Raw genomic sequence first — 22,697 nt, 5'->3', positions numbered from 1 at the left:
TCGCCGATCCGGTCCTCGACGCTCGCGCCCGGCGCGAGCCGCCGGCCTCGGCTGCGCGGGTCACTCCGAGTGGCGGCCGGGGTAGGTGATCGCTCCGGGCGGTGGGTCGAAGTCGATGTCCTCCGGGGCGTAGATGCCGATCCCTTCCGGGGTGTCGAGGTGGAAGCCGCCCTGGGCGAAGAACACGACGTAGCCGGGCAGCAGCCGGCCGTCGTCCTCGCGGACCAGCACCGCCTGTCCCTGCCGGTAGTACGGCGGTCGCGGCGTGTCGAGCTCCACCGCGGCCAGCGACTCGGGGTCCACGCCGGCATGCGCTGCGACCCGGGCGTGCGCGGCCGGGTACAGGTCCCGGCTGCGTTGCACGGTGCCGAGGTCCAGCGGTGTGCCGGCCGTCTGCAGCCACAGCCGGTAGCTGCGGTCGGGCAGGTGCTCGACGCGCACCACGAAGCCGCTGCTGGGGTTACCCATCGCCGCAGCCTGCCAGTCCGGTGCGGCGGGTGGCGGCCGCGCCGCCCCGGCAGCCACGATCGGTCCGCGTTCACCGACCTCGTCCTGCGACGAGGGCCTGTCGCCCTCGGGGCGATGGCGCTGCTGGGACTGCTCGCCGGCGTCCTGGCCACGGCAGCGGACGAGACGACCTGGCGGTGGGCCGTCGGCCTGGGTCCTGCACCTTCGGCTGGAGCCGGCTGCTGCCGGTGTGGCTCGTCCTCGTGCCGCCCCGGCAGCGGTCGAGCCGGGTCTGGGGGCTGCGCCTGCTTCCACTGGCGACGGTGCTCGCCCTGCGGCTCTTCGACGTCTTCGGCGGGCCGATCAGCTGACCTCCGGCGCGCGCCGGAGGTCAGGCGGTGGCCGCTCCGCCGCGCGCCTCGGCCTCCTCGCGCTTCTTCCGCCTTTTCTGGCGCTTGTCGGCGTCCTCGCCATCGTCGCTGGCGAGGCGGTTGAGCTCGCCGCGGATGAAGTCGCGGGTGGCCAGCTCGCCGACGGCCACCCGCACCGCCGCCAGCTCGCGGGCGAGGTACTCGGTGTCGGCGCGGGTCGACGCCGCCCGGGCCCGGTCCTCCTCGGCCTGCACGCGGTCGCGGTCGGCCTGCCGGTTCTGCGCCAGCAGGATCAGCGGCGCGGCGTAGGCGGCCTGGGTCGAGAAGGCCAGGTTCAGCAGGATGAAGGGGTAGGGGTCCCAGCGCAGCCGGACGGCGAAGACGTTGAGCGCGATCCAGACGATGACGACGATCGTCTGGACGGCGAGGAACCGCCCGGTGCCCAGGAACCGCGCGATGCCCTCGGCGAACTGGCCGACGGCGTCGGGGTTCAGGCGCAGGAAGCTGCCGAACCGGCGGGCGCCGCTGCGGGGGACGTCGAGCCGGGGGCCGTCAGCCACGGCGGGCACGCTCCCGCCAGTCGTCGGGCAGCAGGTGGTCGAGCACGTCGTCGACGCTGACCGCGCCCACCAGCCGGCCCTGCGCGTCGACGACCGGCGCGGCGACGAGGTTGTAGGTGGCGAAGTAGTGGGTGACCTCGGCGAGCGGGGCCTCGGGCTTCAGCGGCTCCAGGTCGTCGAGCACGCCGCTCACCAGGGTGGAGGGTGGTTCGCGCAGCAGCCGCTGGATGTGCGCCAGCCCGAGGTAGCGGCCGGTCGGCGTGGCCGATGGCGGGCGGCAGACGTATACCTGGCTGGCCAGCGAGGGGGTGATCTCCTCCTGCCGCACCCGGGCCAGGGCCTCGGCGATGGTCGCGTCGGGCGCCAGGATCACCGGCTCGCTGGTCATCATCCCGCCGGCGGTGTCCTCGGAGTACTTGAGCAGCTGGCGCACCGACTCGGCCTCGTCGGGCTCCATCAGCTCCAGCAGGCGGTTCCGGTCGACGGCGTGCAGCTCCGACAGCAGGTCCGCGGCGTCGTCGGGGTCCATCTCCTCGAGGACGTCGGCAGCGCGGCTCTCCTCCAGGGTGCCCAGGATGGTGATCTGCTCGGTCTCGGGGAGCTCGCCCAGGACGTCGGCCAGCCGCACGTCGTCCATCGCCTCGGCCACCTCGTGCCGGCGCTTGATCGGCAGCTCCTGCAGCGCGTGCGCCATGTCGGCGGCGTTGAGCTCGCGGTAGGTGGCGATGAGCGTCTCGGCGCCCTGCCCGGTCTGCGGCAGCGCCAGGCCGGTGACCTCGTCCCACTCCAGCTGGTGGGACTGGCCGCGGCGGCCCAGCCGGCCGGGCTCCTGGACGGCGACCCGCGAGAGCAGCCAGTCGCCGGTGCGGGTCTGCTCGATGGCGGCGTCGACGACCGTCGCCGGGCGACCGGACTCGTTGACCGTCACCCGCCGGTCGAGCAGCTCGCCGAGCACGAGGGTCTCGCCGGCACGCTGCTCGAACCGCTTGAGGTTGAGGGTGCCCGAGGCGAGCAGCACCGCACCGGGGTCCAGCGCCGTCACCCGGCCCATCGGCACGAAGATCCGGCGGCGCGCGACCACCTCCACCACGAGGCCCAGCACGCGCGGGCACGCCGTCCCGACCCGGAGACCGACGACGACGTCGCGGACCTTGCCGACCCGGTCGCCGTTGGGGTCGAAGACGGTCAGCCCGGCGAGCCGGGAGACGTACGCCCTGGTCGCCGTGGTCACGGAACCTCCTCGCTGGCGCTCGTCGGCTCCGTGCCGCACGGCTGTGTCGATGCAAGACCTCGCACGCTCGGTCTCGAGTCCTCGCTGGCGCTCGTCGGCCCCATGACCCACGGCTCTGTCCCTGCGAGCCCTCGCAAGCTCGGTCTCGACGAAGGCTACCGTCGGGGCCGTGGCTGCCCCGGTCGAGCTGGAGTACGAGGTCGTCGACGTGTTCGCCCCGCGGGCGTTCGCCGGGAACCCGCTGGCGGTGGTCTTCGACGCCGACGAGCTCACCACGGAGCAGTGCCAGGCCCTGGCGAACGAGTTCGCGCTCTCGGAGACCTCACTCCTGTGCGCCCCCACCGAGGCCGGCGCCGACTACCGGGTGCGGATCTTCACGCCCTACGCCGAGCTGCCCTTCGCCGGCCACCCGAGCGTCGGCGCGGCGCACACGTTGGTGCGCACCGGGCGGCTGCCGGCGGGGACGCTGCGCCAGGAGTGCGGCGCCGGGGTCCTCGACGTGGTGGTGGACGCCGACGGCGCGACCCTCTCCGGCGGCCGGCCCACGCTCCAGGACGGCCCGGCGCCCGCCGAGCTCGCCGCGGCGATGGGCCTGGACGCGGCCGACCTCACCGGCGTACCCGCGGACGTCGCCGGCTGCGGCCTGCCGTTCGGGTACCTCTCCGTCTGCCCCGACGCCGTCGACCGCGCCGTCCCCGACCCGCGGGCGCTCGCCGGGGTCGACGTGGGCGAGGGGGTGGCGGTGCTGTCCTGGGACGCCGCGACCGCGACCGCCCGCGCGCGGGTGTTCGCCCGCGACCTCGTCTGGGGCGAGGACCCGGCCACCGGCTCCGCGGCGCTGGGCGCCGGGGTGTGGCTGGTCGAGAGCGGGCTGCTGGCCGGTGAGGGCACGTCGAGCTACACCGTGCGGCAGGGCGAGCGGATGGGGCGGCCCTCCGTCCTCGACTGCACCGTCACCGCCGCCGGCAGCCGGGCGGTCGCCGCGACCGTGCGCGGCGCCGTCGTGCCGGTCGCCTCCGGCCGGATCCGGGTGCCCAGCTGAGCACCGCATCCGCGAGCACCGCCTGGGCGCTGCACCGGCCGGGGGGCCGGGAGTCCGGCCTGCTCTTCCTCGCCGTCGTCGGCGTCTCGCTCTCCGCGCCGCTGACCGCGATGGTCACCGCGCCGATGCTGGCGCTGGCCTTCTGGCGGAACGCCGCCGGCGCCGCCGCGCTCCTCCCCGTCCTGCTCACCGGCGAGCGCGCCACCCTGTCCGGGCTCCGGTGGCGCGATCTGCGCAGCTCGGTCGTCGCCGGGCTCTTCCTCGCGGCCCACTTCGCCGCGTGGCTGCCGAGCTTGTCGATGACGACGGTGGCCGCCTCGGTCGCGCTGGTCACGACCACGCCGATCTGGACGGCGCTCGCCGCCCGCGTCTCCGGGGTGCGGCTGCCGGCCGCGGTGTGGGGCGGCCTGCTCCTGGCGTTCGCCGGCGTCGTCCTGATCGTGGGGGTGGACGTGACGGTGAGCACCGAGGCGCTCGCCGGCGACGCGCTCGCCCTGCTGGGGGCGATCTGCGCCGGGGGCTACGTGCTCGCCGGGGCCCGGGCGCGGCAGCGGCTGGCGACCTCGGCGTACGCCGTCGTCTGCTACTCGGTGTGCGCGGTCGTGATCGCGGTCGCGGCGCTGCTCGTCGACGCGCCGCTGACGGGTTTCGAGGCGCGCGACTGGTGGCTGATCGCGGCCATCACCGTCTCGGCGCAGCTCTTCGGCCACACCGTGCTCAACCTGGTGCTCTCGTCCGTGGGCCCCACGGTGGTGAGCCTCGCCGTCCTGCTCGAGGTGCCGGGCGCCCTGCTGTTCGCGCTCGTCCTGCTGCAGCAGGTGCCGCCGCTGCTGGCGCTGCCGGGGGTGCTCCTCGTGGTGGCCGGGGTGGCGCTGGTCGTGCGGGCGGGCCGGCCGCCGACGCTGGTCGAGCCCGCCACCTGAGCGTCGGCCGTCACCCGGTCCGGCGAGCCCCCGCGTGTCGTCGGCCACACCTGCCCGCGCGAAGAACGGTCCGGGCGGTGGCCGGAGGGCGACGTGATCACGCCGTCGCTACCCTCCGGTAGCCGAGAAGACGATCCGCCCAGCAGTGTTGTCCACCCACCCCACCACCCCAGCGGAGGCACCGTGGCCGAGCTCCGATCCCGTCGTTCCAACCTCGCCGTCCCGGGCAGCAACCCCCGGTTCCTGGAGAAGGCCAAGGGCCTGCCCGCCGACCAGGTCTTCCTCGACCTGGAGGACGCGTGCGCGCCGCTGGCCAAGCCCGGCGCCCGCAAGAACATCGTCGCGGCCCTGAACGAGGGCGGCTGGGGCGAGAAGATCCGCACCGTCCGGGTCAACGACTGGACGACGGAGTGGACCTTCCAGGACGTGCTCGAGGTCGTCGGCGGGGCCGGTGCGAACCTCGACTGCATCATGCTGCCGAAGGTCCAGGACGCCGCCCAGGTCAAGGCGCTGGACATGCTGCTCACCCAGATCGAGAAGGCCAACGGCCTCGAGGTCGGCCGGATCGGCATCGAGGCGCAGATCGAGACGGCGCAGGGCCTGATCAACGTCAACGACATCGCCTTCGCGAGCGATCGCATCGAGACGATCATCTTCGGGCCGGCCGACTTCATGGCCAGCATCAACATGAAGTCGCTCGTCGTCGGCGCCCTGCACCCCGACTACCCGGGGGACCCGTTCCACTACATCCTCATGCAGATCCTCATGGCCGCCCGCGCCCGTGGCGTCCAGGCGATCGACGGCCCCTTCCTCCAGGTGCGCGACGTGCCCGCGTTCGAGGAGGTCGCCAAGCGCTCGGCGATGCTCGGCTTCGACGGCAAGTGGGTGCTGCACCCCGGCCAGATCGACGCCGCCAACGAGATCTACGCGCCGTCGCAGGAGGACTACGACCACGCCGAGCTGATCCTCGACGCCTACGACTGGGCGACGTCGGAGGCCGGCGGCAAGAAGGGCTCGGCGATGCTGGGCGACGAGATGATCGACGAGGCCAGCCGCAAGATGGCCCTGGTCATCGCCGGTAAGGGGCGGGCGGCCGGTCTGTCTCGGACGTCGTCCTTCACCCCGCCGGAGGCGTGACCCGGGCATAGGAAGCTTTACCTGCGGATCCGACCCGCGATCCGCAGGTAAAGCTTCCTATGCCTCGCGCGATCAGGGGCCGAAGCCGGTGCTGCTCAGCGTCGCGAAGGCGACGACCCAGAGCAGGATGATCAGCACGAAGAAGCCGGTGACCAGGCCGCCGACGATGATCCCGGCCAGCGCCAGCCCGGCCCCGTCCTCGCCGGTCCGGCGGATCTGCTTGCGGGCCACGATGCCCAGGACCAGCCCGGCCGGCGCGAAGACGAACGCCATGACCAGGGCCAGGATGGCCAGCGTGTTGGTCGGCCGGCCCCACTGCGGTGGGCCGTAACCCGGCGGTGGGCCGTAGGGCTGCCCGTAGCCGGGCGGGGGTCCGTAGCCGGGCGGGGGCCCGTAGCCGGGGGCGGCGCCGTGCGGCGGCTCGTCGCGAGAGGTCACCCGCGGCACGCTAGCCCGCGCCGGCCGCCGGCGGTTCGACCACCGCACCTCTGCCGGGCATGCCGTCCGCTGCGCGCGGGAGTGACCGAGCGCACGCAGAGGGTGCGGTCCCGGTACCTCATACTCGCCGGTAGCCCGGACACCGGAGTCCCCCGAGGAGTGAACCTGTGACGCGACTGGCCCAGACCGCCGACCTGACCGACATCCAGCAGGAGATCCTGTCGACGGTCAGGAGCTTCGTCGACAAGGAGATCATCCCGCACGCGCAGGAGCTCGAGCACGGCGACGTCTACCCGCAGGAGATCGTCGACGGGCTCAAGGAGCTGGGCATCTTCGGGCTGATGATCCCCGAGGAGTACGGCGGCCTCGGCGAGTCGCTGCTCACCTACGCGCTGGTGGTCGAGGAGATCGCCCGCGGGTGGATGAGCGTCTCCGGCGTCATCAACACGCACTTCATCGTCGCGTACATGATCAAGCAGCACGGCACGCAGGCGCAGAAGGAGCACTACCTGCCCCGCATGGCCACCGGCGAGGTGCGCGGTGCGTTCTCGATGTCCGAGCCGGGGCTGGGCTCCGACGTCGCCGGCATCCGCACCAAGGCGGTCGAGCAGGCCGACGGCGGCTACGTCATCGACGGCCAGAAGATGTGGCTGACCAACGGCGGCAGCTCCACCCTGGTCGCGGCGCTCGTGCGCACCGAGCTGGGCGCGGAGAAGGCGCACCAGAACCTGACCACGTTCCTCGTCGAGAAGCCGGCCGGGTTCGGCCAGGTCAAGCCCGGGCTCACCATCCCCGGCAAGATCGACAAGATGGGCTACAAGGGCGTCGACACCACCGAGCTGGTGTTCGACGGCTACCGGGCGGAGGCCTCCGACATCCTTGGTGGCGAGCCGGGCCGCGGCTTCGCCCAGATGATGGACGGCGTCGAGGTCGGCCGGGTCAACGTCGCCGCGCGCGCCTGCGGCATCTCCATCCGCGCCTTCGAGCTCGCCGTCGCCTACGCCCAGCAGCGGGAGACGTTCGGCAAGCCCATCGCCGCGCACCAGGCGATCGCCTTCCAGCTCGCCGAGATGGCGACCAAGGTCGAGGCCGCGCACCTGATGATGGTCAACGCCGCCCGCCTCAAGGACGCCGGCAAGCGCAACGACGTCGAGGCCGGCATGGCCAAGCTGATCGCCAGCGAGTACTGCGCCGAGGTGACCACGCAGTCCTTCCGCATCCACGGCGGCTACGGCTACTCCAAGGAGTACGAGATCGAGCGGCTCATGCGCGAGGCGCCGTTCCTGCTCATCGGCGAGGGCACCAGCGAGATCCAGAAGACGATCATCAGCCGGGGTCTGCTGAAGACGTATAAGTTCAAGGGCTGACCATCGACGACGGCGGCCCAGGACCATCCCGGTCCTGGGCCGCTGTCCGTCTGTCAGCGAGCGGGGCGGTTCTCGTAGTTGCACCGCGCCCACAGGTAGCCGACCAGCGCGATGACGGCGCACCATCCCGCCGACACCACCGCGCTCGACCCGATCGCCGTCCCATCCCGCCGACACCACCGCGCTCGACCCGATCGCCGTCCCGGTGAGCAGTCCGCGAAGCCATGGTGTCAGGCGGCGCCACCGTCCGTCGGGGGCTGCCTGTGCGATACCCCCCGGCTCCGCGTCGACCGTCGTCCCGGGCGGCGGGGTGTTGGACAGCCAGGGATTTTGTATACGATCCTCGTGTCCCTCCGTCCCGCCACGAACCGAGGTCACCCGATGCGGCAGTCGTCCCGATGCAGCTCGGCGCTCCGTGCGGAGGTTCCCCGGTGACCTCGTTCGCGGCCTCCTGCGACGAGGCCGTCGCCGGCGTGCGAGACGGCGCGACGGTCCTGGTCGGGGGCTTCGGAGCCCCGGGTCTGGCGATCGAGCTGCTCGAGGCGCTGGTCCGCCAGGGCGCGACCGATCTCACGGTCGTGAGCAACAACGCCGGCTCGGGCACGACCGGCCTGGCGGCGCTCATCGGCGCGGGCCGGGTGGGCAAGCTCATCTGCTCCTTTCCCCGCCAGGCCGACTCGTTCGTCTTCATGGACCTCTACCGGGCCGGGAAGATCAAGCTGGAGGTCGTTCCCCAGGGGACGCTCGCCGAGCGGCTCCGGGCCGGCGGGGCCGGCGTCGGCGGCTTCTACACGCGCACCGGCGTCCGCACCCTCCTCGCGGAGGGCAAGGAGGTACGGGTCATCGACGGTCGCGAGTACGTCTTCGAGTCCCCGCTCACCGGCGACGTCGCGCTGATCCGGGCGCACCGCTCCGACCGTCGGGGCAACCTCGTCTACCGCAAGACGGCCCGCAACTTTGGCCCCGTCATGGCCACCGCGGCGAAGCTGACCATCGCCGAGGTCGACAGCGTGGTGGAGATCGGGGAGATCGATCCCGAGGTGGTGGTGACACCGGGGATCTTCGTCGACCGGGTGGCCGTCCGCCCCGTCCTGGAGGAGACCGCGTGACCGCCCACCACACCCTCGAGCACCGGGACCAGCCGGCACTCGACCGCTCGCAGATGGCCGAGCGGCTCGCCCGCGACATCGCCGTCGGGTCCTACGTGAACCTCGGGGTCGGGCTCCCGACGCTCGTCGCCGAGTTCATCGATCCCGAGCACGGGGTCACCCTCCACACCGAGAACGGCATGCTGGGCATGGGGCCGGTCGCGACCGGGGACGAGGTGGATCCCGACCTCGTCAACGCCGGCAAGCTCCACGTCACCGAGCTCCCGGGGGCCGCGTACTTCGACCACCCGACCTCCTTCGCCATGATGCGCGGCGGACATCTCGATCTCTGCGTGCTCGGGGCCTACCAGGTGTCGGCCCGGGGCGACCTCGCCAACTGGCACACCGGCGAACCCGACGCCATCCCGGGCGTCGGTGGCGCGATGGACCTGGCCGTGGGGGCCAAGAGCGTCTTCGCGATCATGACGCTCTTCGATCGCGATGGGATGCCGAAGATCGTGCCGGAGTGCACCTATCCGCTGACCGGGGCCGAGTGCGTGAGCCGGGTGTACACCGACCTGGCGGTGTTCCGGATCGACCAGGGGGTGGTAACGGTCGTCGAGACGTACGGGACCGACGTCGGCGACCTGTCGTCCCGGCTCGGCATGCCGCTGCGCCGGCTGGAGGACGTCCCGGCTGCCGCCTGAGCGCGTGTCGGGCGCCGACCCGGTCGTCCGGCGCCGCTGCCCGCGTGTAGGCAGACGGGCATGCGCGCAGCAGGAGTCATCGAGTTCGGCGGGCCCGAGGTCCTGCACATCGTCGACGTCCAGCGGAGCCGCTGGGCCCCGGGCAGGTGCGGCTCCGGGTGCAGGCGGCGGCGGTCAACCTGACCGACACCCATGCCCGGTCGGGGCCTACGCCGGGCGCGACCCGATCACGACCCCGCCGTGGGTACCCGGGATGGACGTCGCGGGGGTCGTCATCGAGGTCGGCGACGGCGTCGAGCACGTGGCGGTCGGGGACGACGCGATGGGGATCGTTGTCCCTTTCGGCCCGCACGGCGGCTACCGCGAGGACAAGGTGCTGCCCGGCGACTCGGTGGTCCGCGCGCCGAAGGGCGTCGACGCCGTGGCCGCCTCGACGCTGCCGATGAACGGCCTTACCGCACGCTTCGCCCTCGACCTCATGAGGCTGCGGCCCGGCCAGGTGCTCGCGGTGACCGGCGCGGCCGGTACCTTCGGCGGGTACGTCGTGCAGCTGGCCAAGGCCGACGGGCTGACGGTGGTCGCCGACGCCGCGGAAGCCGACGAGCCACTGTTGCGCAAGCTGGGCCGACGTCCCGGTGCGCCGGGGCGACGACGTGGCAGAGCGCATCCGCGAGCAGTTCCCCGAGGGCGTGGACGGGCTGGCCGACGGCGCGGTGCAGGACGCGCTGGTGCTCCCCGCGGTGCGCGACGGCGGCTCGGTCGCGACGGTGCGCGGCTACCGCGGCGACGGGCAGCGCGGGTTGCGGTTCTTCCCGCCGCTGGTGCGCAAGGTCGCGGAGGACCGGGCCGTGCTGGACCGGCTGCGCCAGCAGGTGGAGGACGGCGTCCTCACCCTCCGGGTGGCGCGGACCTTCCCTGCCGAGCAGGCCGCCGACGCGCACCGGCAGCTGGAGCGCGGCGGCGTCCGTGGCCGGTTGGTGCTGACCTTCTGAGGTCGCGGGGGTCGCCCCGCACCTGATCGGGTGCAGGGACGGTCACGGGCAGCGGAGCCCGGACGTCATCGGAGGTCCTGCATGGTGCACCGGCTCGTTGTCAGCTACGGACAGCCCACCAATCCTGCGGCGTTCGACGCCTACTACCGGGAGACCCACACCCGTTGGCGCTGAAGCAGCCCGGCCTGGTGCGGCTGACCTTCGGGCACGCCGCAGCCATGGACCCCGCCCAGCCGGCGCCCTACCTGGTCGCCGGGCTGCACTTCGACTCCGAGCGGGCCATGGGGGAGGCGCTCGCGTCGCCCGAAGGTCGGGCGGCTGGTAAGGACCTCGCCGACTTCGCGACCGGCGGGGTCACGTTCACCCACTTCGACATCGAGACCGCGAGTTGACGGTGAACGGAGCTCAGGCCCTCATCCGCACACTCGTCGACGCGGGGGTGGACGTCTGCTTCGCCAACCCCGGCACGTCGGAGATGCACTTCGTTGCTGCTCTGGACGACGTCCCCGACATGCGTGCCGTGCTCACCCTTTTCGAGGGCGTCGCCACCGGTGCTGACGACGGCTACGCGCGGATGGCCGGCCGGCCGACGGCGACCTCTTGCACCTCGGGCCGGGGATGGCCAACGGGCTGGCCAATCTGCACAACGCCCGCCGCGGCCGGACGCCGCTGAGGAACGTCGTCGGCGACCATGCCCGGCCGCACAAGCGGCTGGACGCACCTCTGGAGTCCGACATCGACGCGGTCGCCGGAACCGTCTCCGGCTGGGTGCGGCGCTCGCTCGCCACCGCCGACGTCGCGGCCGACGCCGCCGATGCGGTGGCCGCTGCGTCGGCGTCCCCCGGGAGGATCGCGACCCTAATCCTGCCCGCGGACGTGTCCTGGGAGGACGGCGCCGAGATCGCCGCGCCGGTGCCCGCCCGGCCCGCGCCGCAGGTCGCGCCGTCGGTGGTGGACGACGTCGCGGCCGTGCTGGTCCCCGGTGAGCCCGCCGTGCTCTTTCTCGGGGCCGATGGCATGAGCGAGTCCGGACAGCTCGCCGCCGCCCGGGTGGTCGCCGGGACGGGGGCGCGGCTGATGTCGGAGACCTTCCCGGCGCACGCCGCGCGGGGCGCGGGCCTGCCCGACCTCGCTCGCCTGCCCTATCCCCCCGAGATGGCCGTCGCCGCCTTCGCGGGGCCAAGCACCTGGTGCTGGCCGGCGCGCAGGCGCCGGTGCACTTCTTCTCCTACCCGGGTGTGCGGGGCCACCCGGTGCCGGAGGGCTGCACCGTGCACGTGCTCATCGCACCGGGGGAGGACGCGGTCGCCGCGCTGGGCGCCCTTGCCGAGCGAGCCGCCCCGGGTGCCGAACCCGAGGTGCTCGAGGCGTCGCGCCCGGATCTGCCGGGCGGGGGAGCTGACCCCGCGCACGATGGCCGCGGTGATCGGGGCGCTGCTCCCCGAGCGCGCCATCGTCGTCGACGAGGCGATCAGCTCCGGGGCGGGGCTCATGGAGCTCACGGCAGGCGCTCCCCGTCACGACTGGCTCGCCCTCACCGGCGGGGCCATCGGCTACGGGCTGCCGGTGGCGCTCGGCGCGGCGGTGGCGTGCCCCGACCGGCCGGTCATCGGCATCCAGGCCCACGGAAGCGCGATGTACACGATTTCAGCCCTGTAGAGCTATGCCCGCGAACAGGCGGATATTACCACGATCATCTGCGACAACGGGTCCTACGCGATCCCCGAGCACGAGCCTGGGCGGGTCGGAGCGGCCGGCGACGGCGAGCGGGCCGGCCGGCTGCTCGACCTGGGTGGACCCGACCTCGACTTCGTCGCCCTCGCGACCGGCATGGGGGTGCCGGCCAGCCGGGCGACGACCACCGAGGAGCTCGCCGACCAGTTGCGCCGGGCGCTGGCCGAGCCGGGTCCGCACCTCATCGACGCCGTGCTGCGCAGGTGACCACCGCCCGGCTCACCGCTACCGGTGACCTGGACGCGCGCGGGACGTCGCCGGTCAGCCTTCCCATCAGGAGAGGCTGACCGGTCGGGGGGCCGCTCTTCTTGCCGTGGGTCAGGTTCTCCATCTGCGACGCGTGATCGTTCTTGGCCTTCTTCTCCATCCGCTTCTCTCTGATCGACTTGCCGGTGGCCTTCTTCGCCATCTGCTGCCGCGGGGACTTGTCACCTATGGTGTGCGCTCCCTCATCGAGAGCCTGAACGGCTTCGTTCGCTGGACGCTAGGCGCCGAGCAGCTCCTCGCGGGGTGTCCGCGGAGCGGCTATGGGTGCCGAGGGATGGCAGCATGTGCGGCCGTTCTCCGTCGAAGGGGTCGCCGTGCTCGACTGGATCGCTCCGCAGCTGCCGTGGTGGGTCACCGGCCCGGGGGTCGGAGTGTGCGTGGTCGCGCTGTACGGGCTGATCAACGCCCGGCTCGGGGTGTCCGGGGGCCTGGCTGGCGATCATCGCGCCGGCCGAGGGCTGTCCTGACCCCTGGCGGCGAACCTTCCTGCTCGCCCTGGTCGGTGGCTCGCTGGTGCCGCCCTGCTGGGACCACCGGTGGTCGTGCACCGGCTACGGCCGGCTGTCAGAGCTCCTGGGGCCGGGCGCGCTCGTCCCGATCCTGCCCCTGGTCGGGATCGCGCTGAGCTACGGGTCCCGGTGGGCCGGCGGCTGCACGTCGGGGCACGGGATGTCCGGCTGTGCCGCAGGATCCCCGGACAGTCTCGTAATGACGGCGACGTTCTTCTCGGTCGCCGTGCTGGTGACGCTGGCCCTCCACGGGCTGACCGGCGGGCTGTTGTGACGCGCGGCGTCCGCTGGTCGGTCCTCGCCGTCGGCGCGACCTTCGGCTTCCTGCTCACCGTCAGCGGACTGGGCGACTACGACACCATCCACGACGGGCTCCTGCTGGAGGACCCGTACATCTCCCTGATGATGGGCAGCGCGATGGCGGTGACCGCCGTCGGCTTCGCCGTCCTGCGCCGCCTGGGGCGGACGCGGTACGCGGGCCCGCTGACCCTGCCCCACGCCCGGATCGAACGCCGTCACGTCTACGGGGGTGCCGTCTTCGGAATGGGCTTCGGGGTCGGCGCCACCTGCCCGGGCATCACGGTCGTCATGACCACGACCGGTGGGCTCTACGGGCTCGTGGTCCTCGTCGGGCTGCCGGGCGGGCTCTGGCTGCGCGGCCTTGTCGAGCGGTGGCAACGGCAGCCGCTCAGCACCGATCCGACCCCTCCTCTGGCCGGGCGGGTGACTGCACGCTTCCGAGGTCCTCGGGCAGGGCGCGGTAGAAGGCTGGCAATTGTCAGTCAGATTTGTATACATTTCATCCTGAATCGTTCGCGACGAAGGGAGCGTGCCGTGCTCGACGGTCGGACAGCGCTGGTCACCGGCGCCAGTCGGGGGATCGGGCGGGCGCTCGCCACACGCCTGCACGCGGAGGGCATGGCACTCGCCCTCACCGCTCGATCGGGGGACCAGCTGGTAGAGCTTCGTGCGGAGCTCACCGCAGCCGGGGACCGCCCGGTCCTGACCTTCCCCGGCGACGTCACCGATCCGGTGCACGTCCAGCGGGTCGTGGCCGAGACGGAGTCGGCTCTCGGGGGCATCGACCTCCTGGTGAACAACGCCGGCGTCGTCGAGCCGGAGGAGCGGACGCTCTGGGAGGCCGACACCGAAGGCTGGTGGCAGGCGGTGACCGTGAACGTGCGTGGCCCGATGCTGTTCGCCGCCGCGGTCGTGCCGGGGATGCTGGCCCGGGGTTCTGGCCGGATCGTGAGCGTCAACAGCATGCGCGCCGTGCGCAGTATGGCGACCCAGACCGCCTACGGGACGTCGAAGGCCGCGCTGGCGCAGCTGATGGAGTCGCTAGACAAGGGCCTCGCCGGTACCGGGGTCCATGCCTTCAACTTCAGTCCCGGCCGCGTGCGCACGGCGATGACCGAGACGCTGGGCTTGGGGGACAAGCCAGCGCTTGAGTGGACGCCGATGGAGCAGGCCGTCGACGGCTTCCTCGCCATCGCCCGCGGCGAGCTCGACGCGCTGTCAGGCCGGTTCCTGCACGCCAACGACGACCTCGCGGCCCTCGTCGCGCAGGCCGACGACCTCGTGGCCGCCCAGGGGCGCGTCCTGACCTTCGCCGATGCCTACCCCGGCGACCACCTGCGGGCCCGGCCCATCGGCCGCTGATCCACCGTCCGGTCCGATCCCGAGCGAGAGCGAGTACCCCATGCGCGTGTTCACCGGCCCCGACGATCTGCAGAGCAACGTCGGCACCGAGATCGGCGTCAGCGACTGGCTGACCGTCGACCAGGAGCGCATCGACCAGTTTGCCGAGGCCACCGGCGACCACCAGTGGATCCACGTCGACGTCGAGCGCGCCAAGGCGGAGAGCCCCTTCGGCGGGCCGATCGCGCACGGCTACCTGACGCTGTCGCTGCTGGTCCCGCTGCAGAAGACGGTCTTCCGCGTCGACGGTACGAAGATGGGCGTCAACTACGGCCTGGACAAGGCGCGCTTCCCCGCGCCGGTCCCGGCGGGCAGCCGGATCCGCAGCCGCATCGAGCTGGTCGACGCCACGCCCGTCGAGGGGGGCATCCAGGTGAAGTTCCGCCACACCATCGAGCAGGAGGGGGCGGCGAAGCCGGCCTGCGTGGTGGAGAGCATCGCCCGCTACTACTTCTGACGCTGGGGCAGCGGGGGGCACGGTGAGCAGCGCGGTCGAGGCCGAGGAACCCGACCCGGACGACGGGCTCCGGACCGCGGGGCCGGGGTACGACGGGCCCGTCGAACCACGGCCGGCCCGGCCACGGCCGCGGAACTCCTTCGCACTGGTGGTCGACGGCGTCTACGGACCCTTCTTCGCCGGCAAGCTCCTGGCCAACTGCGGGATCTGGGTCCAGAACATCGCCAGCGCCAGCCTGATCTACCAGCTGACGCGGTCGGTCTTCCTCGTCGGACTGGTGAGCTTTTTCCAGTTCACCCCTCAGCTGGTCTTCGCCCCGCTGAGCGGCGCGATGGCCGACCGGGGCAACCCCCGACGGCAGCTCGTCGTCGGCCGATTCATCTGCTTCGTCGGCGCGACCCTGCTCGCCGGCTGGGTGTGGGCCACCAACGAGCTCGGCGACGTCCCTGCCTGGCTGGTGATGGCCACCGCCATGATCGCGGGCGTCGGCTTCACCATCGGGGGCCCGGCGATGCAGGCGATGCTGCCCTCGCTCGTCCGGGAGGGCGAGGTGGGCCGGGCGGTCGCGCTCGACAACCTCACCTTCTCCGTCGGGCGTGCGGTCGGGCCGGCCGCCGGTGGAGTACTGGCCGCGACAGCCGGGTACGAGGTGGCGTTCGGGGTCGCGGCCGCGACCCACTTCGTGTTCCTGCTCGCGGTGGTTTGGCTGCGCGTCCGCCCGGTGGCCCGGACGGAGGGCGCCTCCTTCTCCGTCCGGGACGGGGTGCGCTACCTGCGCACGGATCCGGTCGTTGCGGTCCTGATCCTCGGGGTGGCCGCGGTCGGCGTGGGCGCCGATCCCGCGATCACCCTCGCGCCGGCACTCTCCGCGTCGCTGGGCGGCGGCCCCGAGCTCGTGGGGCTGTTCGCGTCGGCCTTCGGGGTCGGTGCCTTCGTCGCGTTCTTCGTCCAGGCGGTCCTGCACCGCTACCTGGACCACCCGCACCTGGCGCCGCTCGGGCTCGTGCTGCTCATGGCCTCCTCGGTGGCACTGCCGTTCACCGGCGATGCCGTCGCCGCCCTGATCGCGTTCGGCGTGGGGGGAGCGGGCATGACCCTGGCCCTGACCGCCTTCACGACATTGCTGTACGACCGGGTCCCGCGGGAGTTCATCGGCCGGATCATGGCCCTGTGGCTCGTCGGCTTCGTGGGGTCGCGCCCGCTGGCCGCCGCGCTCAGCGGCGGCCTGGCCGACCTGGCGTCCGTCGACGCGGCCCTGGGGATGACGGCGGTGATGGTGCTCGTCGGCGCGTGGTTCTGCCGCCCGTCGGTGCTGCGGCGCCCCGTTCCCGGTCGCTGAGCCGGAGGGTCAGCGCAGGCGCGAGCGTCCGAGGCGGCGGACGACCAGGTTCTCGGTGCCCTGTCGGTGCTCGTCACTGGCACGGACGAGCTCCTTGATGTCCCTCGTGCGCACCGCCTGGATGATTCGCTCATGATCGCTGACGACGTGCAGCGACGACTCCACCTCGTGCAGGTAGAGGGAGCGGTAGAAGCTCGACATGTACCAGAGCCGGGTGACCTCGTCGCGGATCAGCCGCAGCGGCGAGTACTCGAACAGCCGGAAGTGGAACTGGAGGTTGAGCTTCTGGTACCGGTCCTGGTCCTCCGCCGGATCGGTCCTGCGGAGCTCCTCGTTCAGCTGGGCCAGCTCGTCGACGTCGACCTCGGAGAGATCGACGGTGGAGAGGATCTCGGTCTCGAGCAGCCGGCGCATGAGGTAGATCTCGGACAGGTCGTCGCTGCTGAAGCGCGACACCCGGTAGCCGGTGTTGGGCTTGTAGTCCAGGACCCCCTCGGCAGCCAGGGTGGACAGCGCCTCGCGCAGCGGGATCCGGCTGACGTTGAGCTGCTCGGCGAGTTCGGACTGGTGGACCTTCTCGCCCGGGAGCAGCGCCCCTGACAGGATCAGCTTGCGGAGGGCGCCGAGGCACCGGGTGACGCTCGTCTCCCGCCCCTCAGCGGTGTCTGTGAACACCACAGGGTCCTGCCTCTCTCTTCCTCGAACGGGTCCGCAGCGTACCTGCGCGGTCGTGAGACTCCTTGCCGCGCCGTTGACCTGCGCCTTTGCTGGCCCGGCTGCGTCACGCCGAATTCGCTACAACAAAGAGTATACAAAGTTGCATGTTCTCGCCTAGGGTCCGTTGTGGCCGCGGTCACCCCTCCGAGGGGGCGGTGGCCACGGAGCCCGCTGATCGTCCCGCCCGCCCCGCGCGAGCGTGCAACGCAAGGATGGAGTGCCGTCGGTGAGTGCTATCGAAGCGACCGGAATCGCGTCAGGACCTCGGACCGAGGGCCTGACGGCACTCTTCCAGCCGCGGTCCGTGGCTGTCATCGGCGCGTCCTCCGACCCGACGAAGATCGGCGGCCGGCCGATCCACCACCTGCGCGACGCGGGCTTCACCGGCGCGATCTACCCGATCAATCCCCACCGTGACGAGGTCCAGGGCATCCCGGCCCTGCGCAGCCTCGACGACGTCCCGGGCGAGATCGACCTGGCCATCGTGGCGGTTCCGACCGGTGCGGTCCTGGACGCCGTCACCGCCTGCGCCGGCAAGGGCGTGAAGGTGGCCATCCTGTTCAGTGCCGGCTTCGCCGAGATGGGTCCCGACGGCGCCGCGCTGCAGGAACAGCTCGTGCAGGTCGCCGGTGCAGCCGGGATGCGCCTGCTCGGCCCCAACTGCATCGGGGCGGCCAGCGGCGAGATCGGTGCGATCGCCACCTTCGCCTTCGCCGTCCAGTTGCCGAAGCCCGAGGGGCCGCTGCCTCGCGTGGCGCTGGTCAGCCAGAGCGGCGCCATCGGCGGCCACTCGGTCGCCGCCGCCCTGCCGCGCGGCTTCCAGTTCGACCCGTGGGTGACCACGGGCAACGAGGCGGACATCGACGTCGCGGACTGCGTCGCCTACCTCGCCATGGACGACAGCGTCTCCGCGATCGCCGTGTACATGGAGGGCTGTCGCAGCGGTGAGCGCCTGAAGGCCGCGCTGGACATCGCCTTCCAGCGGCGCAAGCCGGTCATCATGCTCAAGGCCGGCGAATCCGACGTCGGCGCCGCGGCGGCCGCCTCGCACACCGCTTCCCTGGTCGGGTCCAACCAGGCGTACGACGCCCTCTTCCACCGGTACAACGTCTGCCGGGTGGGCTCCATCACCGAGCTCGTGCAGATGTCGTACGCCCTCGCGGTCGGGCGTCTTCCCGCCGGCCGGAGGCTGGGCATCCTCACCGGCTCCGGAGGAGGCGGCATCCTGGCGGCGGACGCGGCATCCGTGTCGGGCCTCGAGGTCCCCCCGCTCCCCGCGGCCGCACAGGAGCGGCTCAAGGCCATCTGGTCGGCGGCCAGTGTCGTCAACCCCATCGACACCACCGCGCAGGTGACCAACGACCCGGCGCTGCTGTCGAGTTTCCTCGACGTGGTGCTGAGCGAGGGCGACTTCGACGTCGTCCTCCTCTTCCTCACCTACATCGGCATGCGGCGGCCCTGGTCGGACAACGTGGTGGAGTCGCTGCGCAAGGTCCGCGCCGCCCATCCCGACGCCACCGTGATGGTCTCGATGCTCGGGACCGACGACGTCCTGCGCGACGTCCGCGCCCTGGGCATGCCCCTCTTCGAGGAACTGGGTGACGCGGTCACCGTCACCGCGCGGCTGGGCCGGTTGGCAGAGAACTTCACCGTTCGCCCCGAGCCGGAGGGCTGGTCCGGTCGGACGGTCCGCCGGCTCGGACCGGGCGAGGCGCGCACGGAGTCCTCGGCCAAGCGGTTGCTGTCCGACATCGGGATCCCCGTCGCCCGCGAGGTGCTCGTCACCTCCGCCGAGGACGCCGCGCGGGCCGCTGAGGAGATCGGGGGGGCCGTGGCGATGAAGGTCGAGTCGCCTGACGTGCTCCACAAGTCGGAGGCCGGCGGAGTCGTGCTGGACGTCGCGTCGCCGGACGAGGCCGCCGCGGCCTACGACCGGATCACCGGAGCGGTCCGTAGCGCTGTTCCGGACGCGGACATCCACGGCGTGCTCGTCGCCGAGATGGTCACCGGCGGCGTCGAGACGATCCTCGGCATCCAGAACGACGCCTCGCTCGGCGCCACGGTGGTGTTCGGCCTCGGCGGCATCTTCGTCGAGGTGCTCGGCGACGTGAGCTGCCGGCTGGCCCCGATCGGGGTCGAGGAGGCCGAGGCCATGATCCGGGAGGTGAAGGGCTTCGACCTCCTCGACGGCGCCCGCGGCCGACCGCGCTGCGACGTCCCGGCGCTCGCCGACGCGCTGAGCAAGCTCTCGTTCTTCGCGGCCGACAACCCCGACGTGCTCGACAGCATCGACATCAATCCGTTCATCGTCCTGCCGGAGGGCCAGGGTGCGGTCGCGGTCGACGCACTCGTGGCCCGCAGAGCGGCCGCGCACTAGCTCACCGGCCAGGCAGGCGTCCGCCCGTCCGGCCACCACCAGTTGCTCCACCAGTCAGCCAACCGGAAGGAACTTCAGTGTCGAAGAAGAAGCTCGTCGCCGTATTCGGCGCCACCGTCCTGAGCCTCGGACTCGCCGCCTGTGGCGACGACGCCGGGTCCGGCGGTACGTCCGCCGCCGGCGAGGCGGAGTCGGACTACCCGACCGACGACCTCCGCTTCGTGGTCAGCTACGCCGCCGGCGGGCCGACGGACGTCGCCGGCCGCGCGGTCGCCGCCTACATGGAGGAGCAGTTCGGCGTCAACGTCGTCGTGGAGAACGTCGAAGGCGCCTCGGGATCGCTGGGCACGGCGGAGGTCGCGCGGGCGGAGCCGGACGGCTACACGATCGGGATGACGACGGGCTCGGCCGTCGCCCGGGTCCCGCTGATCGAGGACGTGGGGTACGGGCTCGAGGACCTGGACATGATCGGGGTGGCCACCTTCGGCCCCGGGCTGCTGATCGTCCGCGAGGACGGACCGTACGACACGCTCGAAGAGCTGGTCGAGGCGGCCGAGGCGGCACCGGGCACGATCAACATCGCCACCGCGGGGCCGAGCACGCCGCAGCACGTCGAGCTCGAGCGGCTGGCCCGGGACTACGGCGTGGAGTTCTCGCCGGTGCCCTTCCCGGGCGAGGCTCCGGCGGTGACCGCGCTGCTCGGCGGGAACGTCGCGGGTTGCTTCTGCTCGAACGCCCAGACGACGATCGCCCAGGTCGACAGCGGCGAGTTCAAGGTCCTGGCCACGAGTTCGCCGGAGACCCTGCCGACGATGCCTGACGTGCCCACCTTCGTGGAGTCCGGCTACGAGGAGATCGTCTACGGCAACTCGTACTACGTCCTGGTCGTCCCGGCGGGTACGCCCGAGGACATCGTGAGCACCCTGGAGGAGGCCCTCAAGGGAGCCCTCGAGGACGAGGCGACCGTCACGGTCATCGGTGAGGAGCGGCTGCTTGAGCCCTTCATGGGAGCCGATGACCTGAGGGCGATGCTGGAGCAGGAGCAGGAGACGCTCCAGCCGATCCTCGAAGAACTGTTCGCCGGCAACTGAGCCCGGACCGGCCGCACGCACGACCGACCCCTCGCCGAGAGGAGCCACGATGGAACGACCACCGGCAGCCAGGGAGCATCCACCGGCCCCGGACGAGCCGGCGGCCGTTCCGGTGGATCCGCCCGCCTCCTCGGCCGACTCGAACGCCGGACCGGACGGCGCGGCCGCTCCTCAGGAGGACCTACCGGCCCGGGAACGCCGCCGGGGCGACTGGCTCCTGGCCCGGCTGCCCTTCCTCGTGGCGGCGGGCATCGGCCTGTACTTCGCGGTCGGCGCCTACGACCTCGAGCTCGGGACCATGCGTCAACCCGACACCGGGCTGTGGCCGTTCATCGTCGCGGTCCTGTTGATCGTCTTCTCCGTCGGCGGCATATTCACCGCGGACCGCGCGGACATCGCGCCCTTCGGGCGGATCATCGTCCGGCCGCTGCTGGGCCTGATCGTCCTCTGCCTGTTCGTCGTCCTGTTCGACGAGGTGGGCCTCCTGCTCACCGCAAGCCTCGTGCTCCTGTTCTGGTTCCGCGTGCTCGCCCGGGAAGGCTGGCTCATGTCCCTCGCCCTCGCCGTCGGGGCCAGCGCGGTGGCACACCTGCTGTTCGTCGTCGTGCTGGGAGCTCGGCTCCCGGCGGACGTCATCGCGCAACTCTGGGGAGGCCGCTGACCATGGAGAGTCTCACCGGCCTCGCCGAAGGCTTCGGGGTGGTGTTCACCCCTGAAAACCTGCTGTACGTGGTGCTCGGCGTCCTCATCGGGACGGTCATCGGCATCCTGCCGGGCCTCGGCCCGACCGCGACCATCGCCCTGCTGCTGCCGTTCACCTACGGGATCGAGCCGGCGTCGGCCATCATCCTGCTCGCCGGCGTCTACTACGGGTCGATGTACGGCGGCACGATCACCTCGGTGCTGCTGCAGATCCCCGGCGAGGCGGCCAGTGCGATCACCGCCATCGACGGCTACCAGATGACCAGGCAGGGGCGGGCCGGCCCCGCACTGGGCATCTCCGCGCTCGGCTCCTTCATCGGCGGCACGTTCGCCATCGTCGGACTCATCTTCGTGGCGCCCGCGCTGGCGCGGTTCGCCGTCGGCTTCGGGCCGCCGGAGTACGCCGTCCTGACCATCTTCGGCATCGTCATGGTGACCTACCTGGGCACCAGGTCGACCATCAAGAGCATCATCGCGGCGGCCGTCGGCCTGCTGCTGGCCGTGGTCGGGACCGACCCCATCGTCGGCACGACCCGGTTCACCCTCGACATCCCGCAGCTGTTCGGCGGCATCGACCTGGTGGCCATCGCGATGGGCCTGTTCGGCGTCAGCGAGATCCTCCTGGTGCTCGAACGGGCCGGCAGCAAGCACATGAAGATCGGGGCCGTCGGCCGGATCTGGTTCAGCAAGGACGACTGGGCGCAGTCCCGCGGGGCGATCACCCGGGGCACGCTGCTGGGCTTCCCGATCGGGGTGCTGCCCGGAGGCGGCGGCGTCCTGTCCTCCATCGTCTCCTACGGGGTGGAGAAGAAGCGGTCGAAGCACCCGGAGCGCTTCGGCCAGGGCGCGATCGAGGGTGTCGCCGGGCCGGAGACGGCCAACAACGCCTCCTCCATCTCGGCCTTCATCCCGCTGCTCACCCTGGGCCTGCCGTCCAACGCCGTGCTCGCCCTCATCCTGGGCGCGCTGATGACCCAGAACATCACCCCGGGACCGGCGCTGATCAGCGAGCACCCGGACATCTTCTGGGGCGTCATCGCCTCGATGCTCGTGGGCAACGCGGTGCTGCTGCTGCTGAACTGGCCGATGGTGGGTGCGTTCGTGCAGCTCCTGCGCGTGCGGGTCGGGATCATCGGCGGGATGGCCATGCTGGTCACGCTGGTCGGGGTCTACACCATCAGCACCGACATCTTCGACATGTGGGTCATGCTGGCTGCCGGTCTCGTCGGCTACCTGATGCGCAAGACCGGCTTCGAGCCCGCGCCGCTGGTCCTGGCGTTCGTGCTCGGCTCGATCCTCGAGCAGGCCTTCCGGCAGTCCCTCCTGCTCTCCAACGGCAGCCTCTCCATCTTCGTCACCCGCCCGGTCTCGGGCGTGCTGACCGCACTGGTGGTGCTGGTGATCGCGTCGTCGATCTGGGGCGCCGTCCGGGCCCACCGCGGCAGGAGGGCCGGTCCCACTGTTCTGGAAGAAGCCAAGTCGATGGCGGGAGAGGATTAG

25 protein-coding genes and 2 pseudogenes are annotated in these 22,697 nt (G+C 72.0%); 21 read left to right on the top strand and 6 right to left on the bottom strand.

What is annotated here, in order from left to right; genetic code table 11:
• Nucleotides 1–60 precede the first annotated feature (60 nt).
• Nucleotides 61–468 (bottom strand): hypothetical protein, encoded by a 408-nt coding sequence (locus QOZ88_RS14905; RefSeq protein ID WP_306000529.1) that lies wholly within the window; start codon nt 466–468, stop codon nt 61–63.
• Between the two features lie 176 nt (nt 469–644).
• Between QOZ88_RS14905 and QOZ88_RS14900 the strand changes: the two genes are divergently transcribed.
• Nucleotides 645–818 carry a hypothetical protein gene (locus tag QOZ88_RS14900; RefSeq protein WP_306000528.1) on the top strand — a complete coding sequence of 58 codons (174 nt, stop codon included), beginning with the start codon at nt 645–647 and terminating at the stop codon, nt 816–818.
• 20 nt (nt 819–838) lie between these two features.
• On the opposite strand, the gene QOZ88_RS14895 is transcribed toward QOZ88_RS14900, so the two are convergent.
• Nucleotides 839–1,378 (bottom strand): DUF1003 domain-containing protein, encoded by a 540-nt coding sequence (locus tag QOZ88_RS14895; protein ID WP_306000527.1) that lies wholly within the window; start codon nt 1,376–1,378, stop codon nt 839–841.
• Entirely contained in the window at nt 1,371–2,609 is a 1,239-nt protein-coding gene (locus tag QOZ88_RS14890; protein WP_091929970.1) for a magnesium transporter MgtE N-terminal domain-containing protein, read from the bottom strand. Before QOZ88_RS14890 ends, QOZ88_RS14895 begins: the two co-directional genes overlap by 8 nt.
• Before the next feature lie 169 nt (nt 2,610–2,778).
• Between QOZ88_RS14890 and QOZ88_RS14885 the strand changes: the two genes are divergently transcribed.
• The 3 genes from QOZ88_RS14885 (at nt 2,779) to QOZ88_RS14875 (ending at nt 5,711) form a co-directional block, all read left to right on the top strand.
• Nucleotides 2,779–3,651, top strand: a complete 873-nt coding sequence (locus QOZ88_RS14885) for a PhzF family phenazine biosynthesis protein (RefSeq protein ID WP_306000526.1) — start codon at nt 2,779–2,781, stop codon at nt 3,649–3,651.
• Nucleotides 3,652–3,680: 29 nt separating this feature from the next.
• Nucleotides 3,681–4,574 (top strand): DMT family transporter, encoded by an 894-nt coding sequence (locus QOZ88_RS14880; RefSeq protein WP_319946894.1) that lies wholly within the window; start codon nt 3,681–3,683, stop codon nt 4,572–4,574.
• A 183-nt stretch (nt 4,575–4,757) separates the two neighbouring features.
• On the top strand, nt 4,758–5,711 hold the full coding sequence (locus QOZ88_RS14875) for an HpcH/HpaI aldolase/citrate lyase family protein (RefSeq protein WP_306000525.1): 954 nt from the start codon (nt 4,758–4,760) through the stop codon (nt 5,709–5,711).
• A gap of 72 nt (nt 5,712–5,783) precedes the next feature.
• Here the strand turns inward: QOZ88_RS14875 and QOZ88_RS14870 are convergent, their stop codons facing one another.
• Nucleotides 5,784–6,149, bottom strand: coding sequence for a DUF4190 domain-containing protein (locus QOZ88_RS14870; protein ID WP_306000524.1), 366 nt, complete (start codon nt 6,147–6,149; stop codon nt 5,784–5,786).
• Between the two features lie 167 nt (nt 6,150–6,316).
• Here QOZ88_RS14870 and QOZ88_RS14865 point away from each other — a divergent pair, with 167 nt between their 5' ends.
• From QOZ88_RS14865 to QOZ88_RS14835, 8 genes and pseudogenes are all read left to right on the top strand, one after another.
• Nucleotides 6,317–7,516: an acyl-CoA dehydrogenase family protein gene (locus tag QOZ88_RS14865; protein WP_306000523.1), complete on the top strand. Its 1,200-nt coding sequence runs from the start codon at nt 6,317–6,319 to the stop codon at nt 7,514–7,516.
• A 431-nt stretch (nt 7,517–7,947) separates the two neighbouring features.
• The gene (locus QOZ88_RS14860) at nt 7,948–8,625 is read left to right on the top strand and encodes a 3-oxoacid CoA-transferase subunit A (RefSeq protein ID WP_306000522.1); all 678 of its coding nucleotides are present in this window, start codon (nt 7,948–7,950) and stop codon (nt 8,623–8,625) included.
• Nucleotides 8,622–9,311, top strand: coding sequence for a 3-oxoacid CoA-transferase subunit B (locus QOZ88_RS14855; RefSeq protein ID WP_306000521.1), 690 nt, complete (start codon nt 8,622–8,624; stop codon nt 9,309–9,311). Before QOZ88_RS14860 ends, QOZ88_RS14855 begins: the two co-directional genes overlap by 4 nt.
• Nucleotides 9,312–9,564: 253 nt before the next feature.
• Nucleotides 9,565–9,657: pseudogene (locus QOZ88_RS23215) on the top strand (hypothetical protein); the annotation flags it as partial.
• A 307-nt stretch (nt 9,658–9,964) separates the two neighbouring features.
• The gene (locus tag QOZ88_RS14850; RefSeq protein ID WP_306000520.1) at nt 9,965–10,303 is read left to right on the top strand and encodes a zinc-binding dehydrogenase; all 339 of its coding nucleotides are present in this window, start codon (nt 9,965–9,967) and stop codon (nt 10,301–10,303) included.
• A 164-nt stretch (nt 10,304–10,467) separates the two neighbouring features.
• Nucleotides 10,468–10,695 carry an EthD family reductase gene (locus QOZ88_RS14845; RefSeq protein ID WP_306000519.1) on the top strand — a complete coding sequence of 76 codons (228 nt, stop codon included), beginning with the start codon at nt 10,468–10,470 and terminating at the stop codon, nt 10,693–10,695.
• Between the two features lie 2 nt (nt 10,696–10,697).
• Nucleotides 10,698–10,976 carry a thiamine pyrophosphate-binding protein gene (locus tag QOZ88_RS14840; protein WP_319946893.1) on the top strand — a complete coding sequence of 93 codons (279 nt, stop codon included), beginning with the start codon at nt 10,698–10,700 and terminating at the stop codon, nt 10,974–10,976.
• A pseudogene (locus tag QOZ88_RS14835) lies at nt 10,922–12,244 on the top strand (thiamine pyrophosphate-dependent enzyme). Before QOZ88_RS14840 ends, QOZ88_RS14835 begins: the two are co-directional and overlap by 55 nt.
• Here QOZ88_RS14835 and QOZ88_RS14830 read toward each other — a convergent pair.
• Entirely contained in the window at nt 12,219–12,446 is a 228-nt protein-coding gene (locus tag QOZ88_RS14830; RefSeq protein WP_306000518.1) for a hypothetical protein, read from the bottom strand. The pseudogene QOZ88_RS14835 and the gene QOZ88_RS14830 overlap by 26 nt on opposite strands.
• A gap of 118 nt (nt 12,447–12,564) precedes the next feature.
• Between QOZ88_RS14830 and QOZ88_RS14825 the strand changes: the two genes are divergently transcribed.
• The 5 genes from QOZ88_RS14825 to QOZ88_RS14805 are packed head-to-tail and all read left to right on the top strand — an operon-like array spanning nt 12,565 to nt 16,310.
• Complete coding sequence (locus QOZ88_RS14825; protein WP_306000517.1) at nt 12,565–12,771, top strand: hypothetical protein; 207 nt, start codon at nt 12,565–12,567, stop codon at nt 12,769–12,771.
• A gap of 46 nt (nt 12,772–12,817) precedes the next feature.
• Nucleotides 12,818–13,087 carry a YeeE/YedE family protein gene (locus QOZ88_RS14820; RefSeq protein ID WP_306000516.1) on the top strand — a complete coding sequence of 90 codons (270 nt, stop codon included), beginning with the start codon at nt 12,818–12,820 and terminating at the stop codon, nt 13,085–13,087.
• Nucleotides 13,084–14,475 (top strand): SDR family NAD(P)-dependent oxidoreductase, encoded by a 1,392-nt coding sequence (locus tag QOZ88_RS14815; RefSeq protein WP_306000515.1) that lies wholly within the window; start codon nt 13,084–13,086, stop codon nt 14,473–14,475. The genes QOZ88_RS14820 and QOZ88_RS14815 overlap by 4 nt, the downstream gene beginning before the upstream one ends.
• 40 nt (nt 14,476–14,515) lie before the next feature.
• Nucleotides 14,516–14,971 (top strand): MaoC family dehydratase, encoded by a 456-nt coding sequence (locus tag QOZ88_RS14810; RefSeq protein WP_306000514.1) that lies wholly within the window; start codon nt 14,516–14,518, stop codon nt 14,969–14,971.
• A 22-nt stretch (nt 14,972–14,993) separates the two neighbouring features.
• On the top strand, nt 14,994–16,310 hold the full coding sequence (locus tag QOZ88_RS14805) for an MFS transporter (RefSeq protein ID WP_306000513.1): 1,317 nt from the start codon (nt 14,994–14,996) through the stop codon (nt 16,308–16,310).
• 9 nt (nt 16,311–16,319) lie between these two features.
• Here the strand turns inward: QOZ88_RS14805 and QOZ88_RS14800 are convergent, their stop codons facing one another.
• Nucleotides 16,320–16,985 (bottom strand): GntR family transcriptional regulator, encoded by a 666-nt coding sequence (locus tag QOZ88_RS14800; RefSeq protein WP_306000512.1) that lies wholly within the window; start codon nt 16,983–16,985, stop codon nt 16,320–16,322.
• 346 nt (nt 16,986–17,331) lie between these two features.
• On the opposite strand from QOZ88_RS14800, the gene QOZ88_RS14795 reads away from it, so the two are divergent.
• From QOZ88_RS14795 to QOZ88_RS14780, 4 genes are all read left to right on the top strand, one after another.
• Nucleotides 17,332–19,404, top strand: coding sequence for an acetate--CoA ligase family protein (locus tag QOZ88_RS14795; RefSeq protein ID WP_306000511.1), 2,073 nt, complete (start codon nt 17,332–17,334; stop codon nt 19,402–19,404).
• 77 nt (nt 19,405–19,481) lie between these two features.
• Nucleotides 19,482–20,495, top strand: a complete 1,014-nt coding sequence (locus tag QOZ88_RS14790) for a tripartite tricarboxylate transporter substrate binding protein (RefSeq protein ID WP_306000510.1) — start codon at nt 19,482–19,484, stop codon at nt 20,493–20,495.
• A gap of 49 nt (nt 20,496–20,544) precedes the next feature.
• A complete protein-coding gene (locus QOZ88_RS14785) occupies nt 20,545–21,156 on the top strand; it encodes a tripartite tricarboxylate transporter TctB family protein (protein ID WP_306000509.1) in 612 nt (203 codons plus the stop codon).
• 2 nt (nt 21,157–21,158) lie between these two features.
• The gene (locus QOZ88_RS14780) at nt 21,159–22,697 is read left to right on the top strand and encodes a tripartite tricarboxylate transporter permease (protein WP_306000508.1); all 1,539 of its coding nucleotides are present in this window, start codon (nt 21,159–21,161) and stop codon (nt 22,695–22,697) included.

The organism is Blastococcus carthaginiensis, assembly GCF_030731085.1.
GTDB lineage: Bacteria > Actinomycetota > Actinomycetes > Mycobacteriales > Geodermatophilaceae > Blastococcus > Blastococcus carthaginiensis.
This window is presented reverse-complemented; position numbering and strand designations above follow the sequence as displayed.

What these genes read in the sequence shown, in the direction of transcription:
- QOZ88_RS14810 (WP_306000514.1), top strand. Translation starts at nt 14,516, where the DNA reads ATGCGCGTGTTCACCGGCCCCGACGATCTGCAGAGCAACGTCGGCACC.
- QOZ88_RS14905 (WP_306000529.1), bottom strand. Translation starts at nt 468, where the DNA reads ATGGGTAACCCCAGCAGCGGCTTCGTGGTGCGCGTCGAGCACCTGCCC.
- QOZ88_RS14825 (WP_306000517.1), top strand. Translation starts at nt 12,565, where the DNA reads ATGGGTGCCGAGGGATGGCAGCATGTGCGGCCGTTCTCCGTCGAAGGG.
- QOZ88_RS14785 (WP_306000509.1), top strand. Translation starts at nt 20,545, where the DNA reads ATGGAACGACCACCGGCAGCCAGGGAGCATCCACCGGCCCCGGACGAG.
- QOZ88_RS14830 (WP_306000518.1), bottom strand. Translation starts at nt 12,446, where the DNA reads ATGGCGAAGAAGGCCACCGGCAAGTCGATCAGAGAGAAGCGGATGGAG.
- QOZ88_RS14780 (WP_306000508.1), top strand. Translation starts at nt 21,159, where the DNA reads ATGGAGAGTCTCACCGGCCTCGCCGAAGGCTTCGGGGTGGTGTTCACC.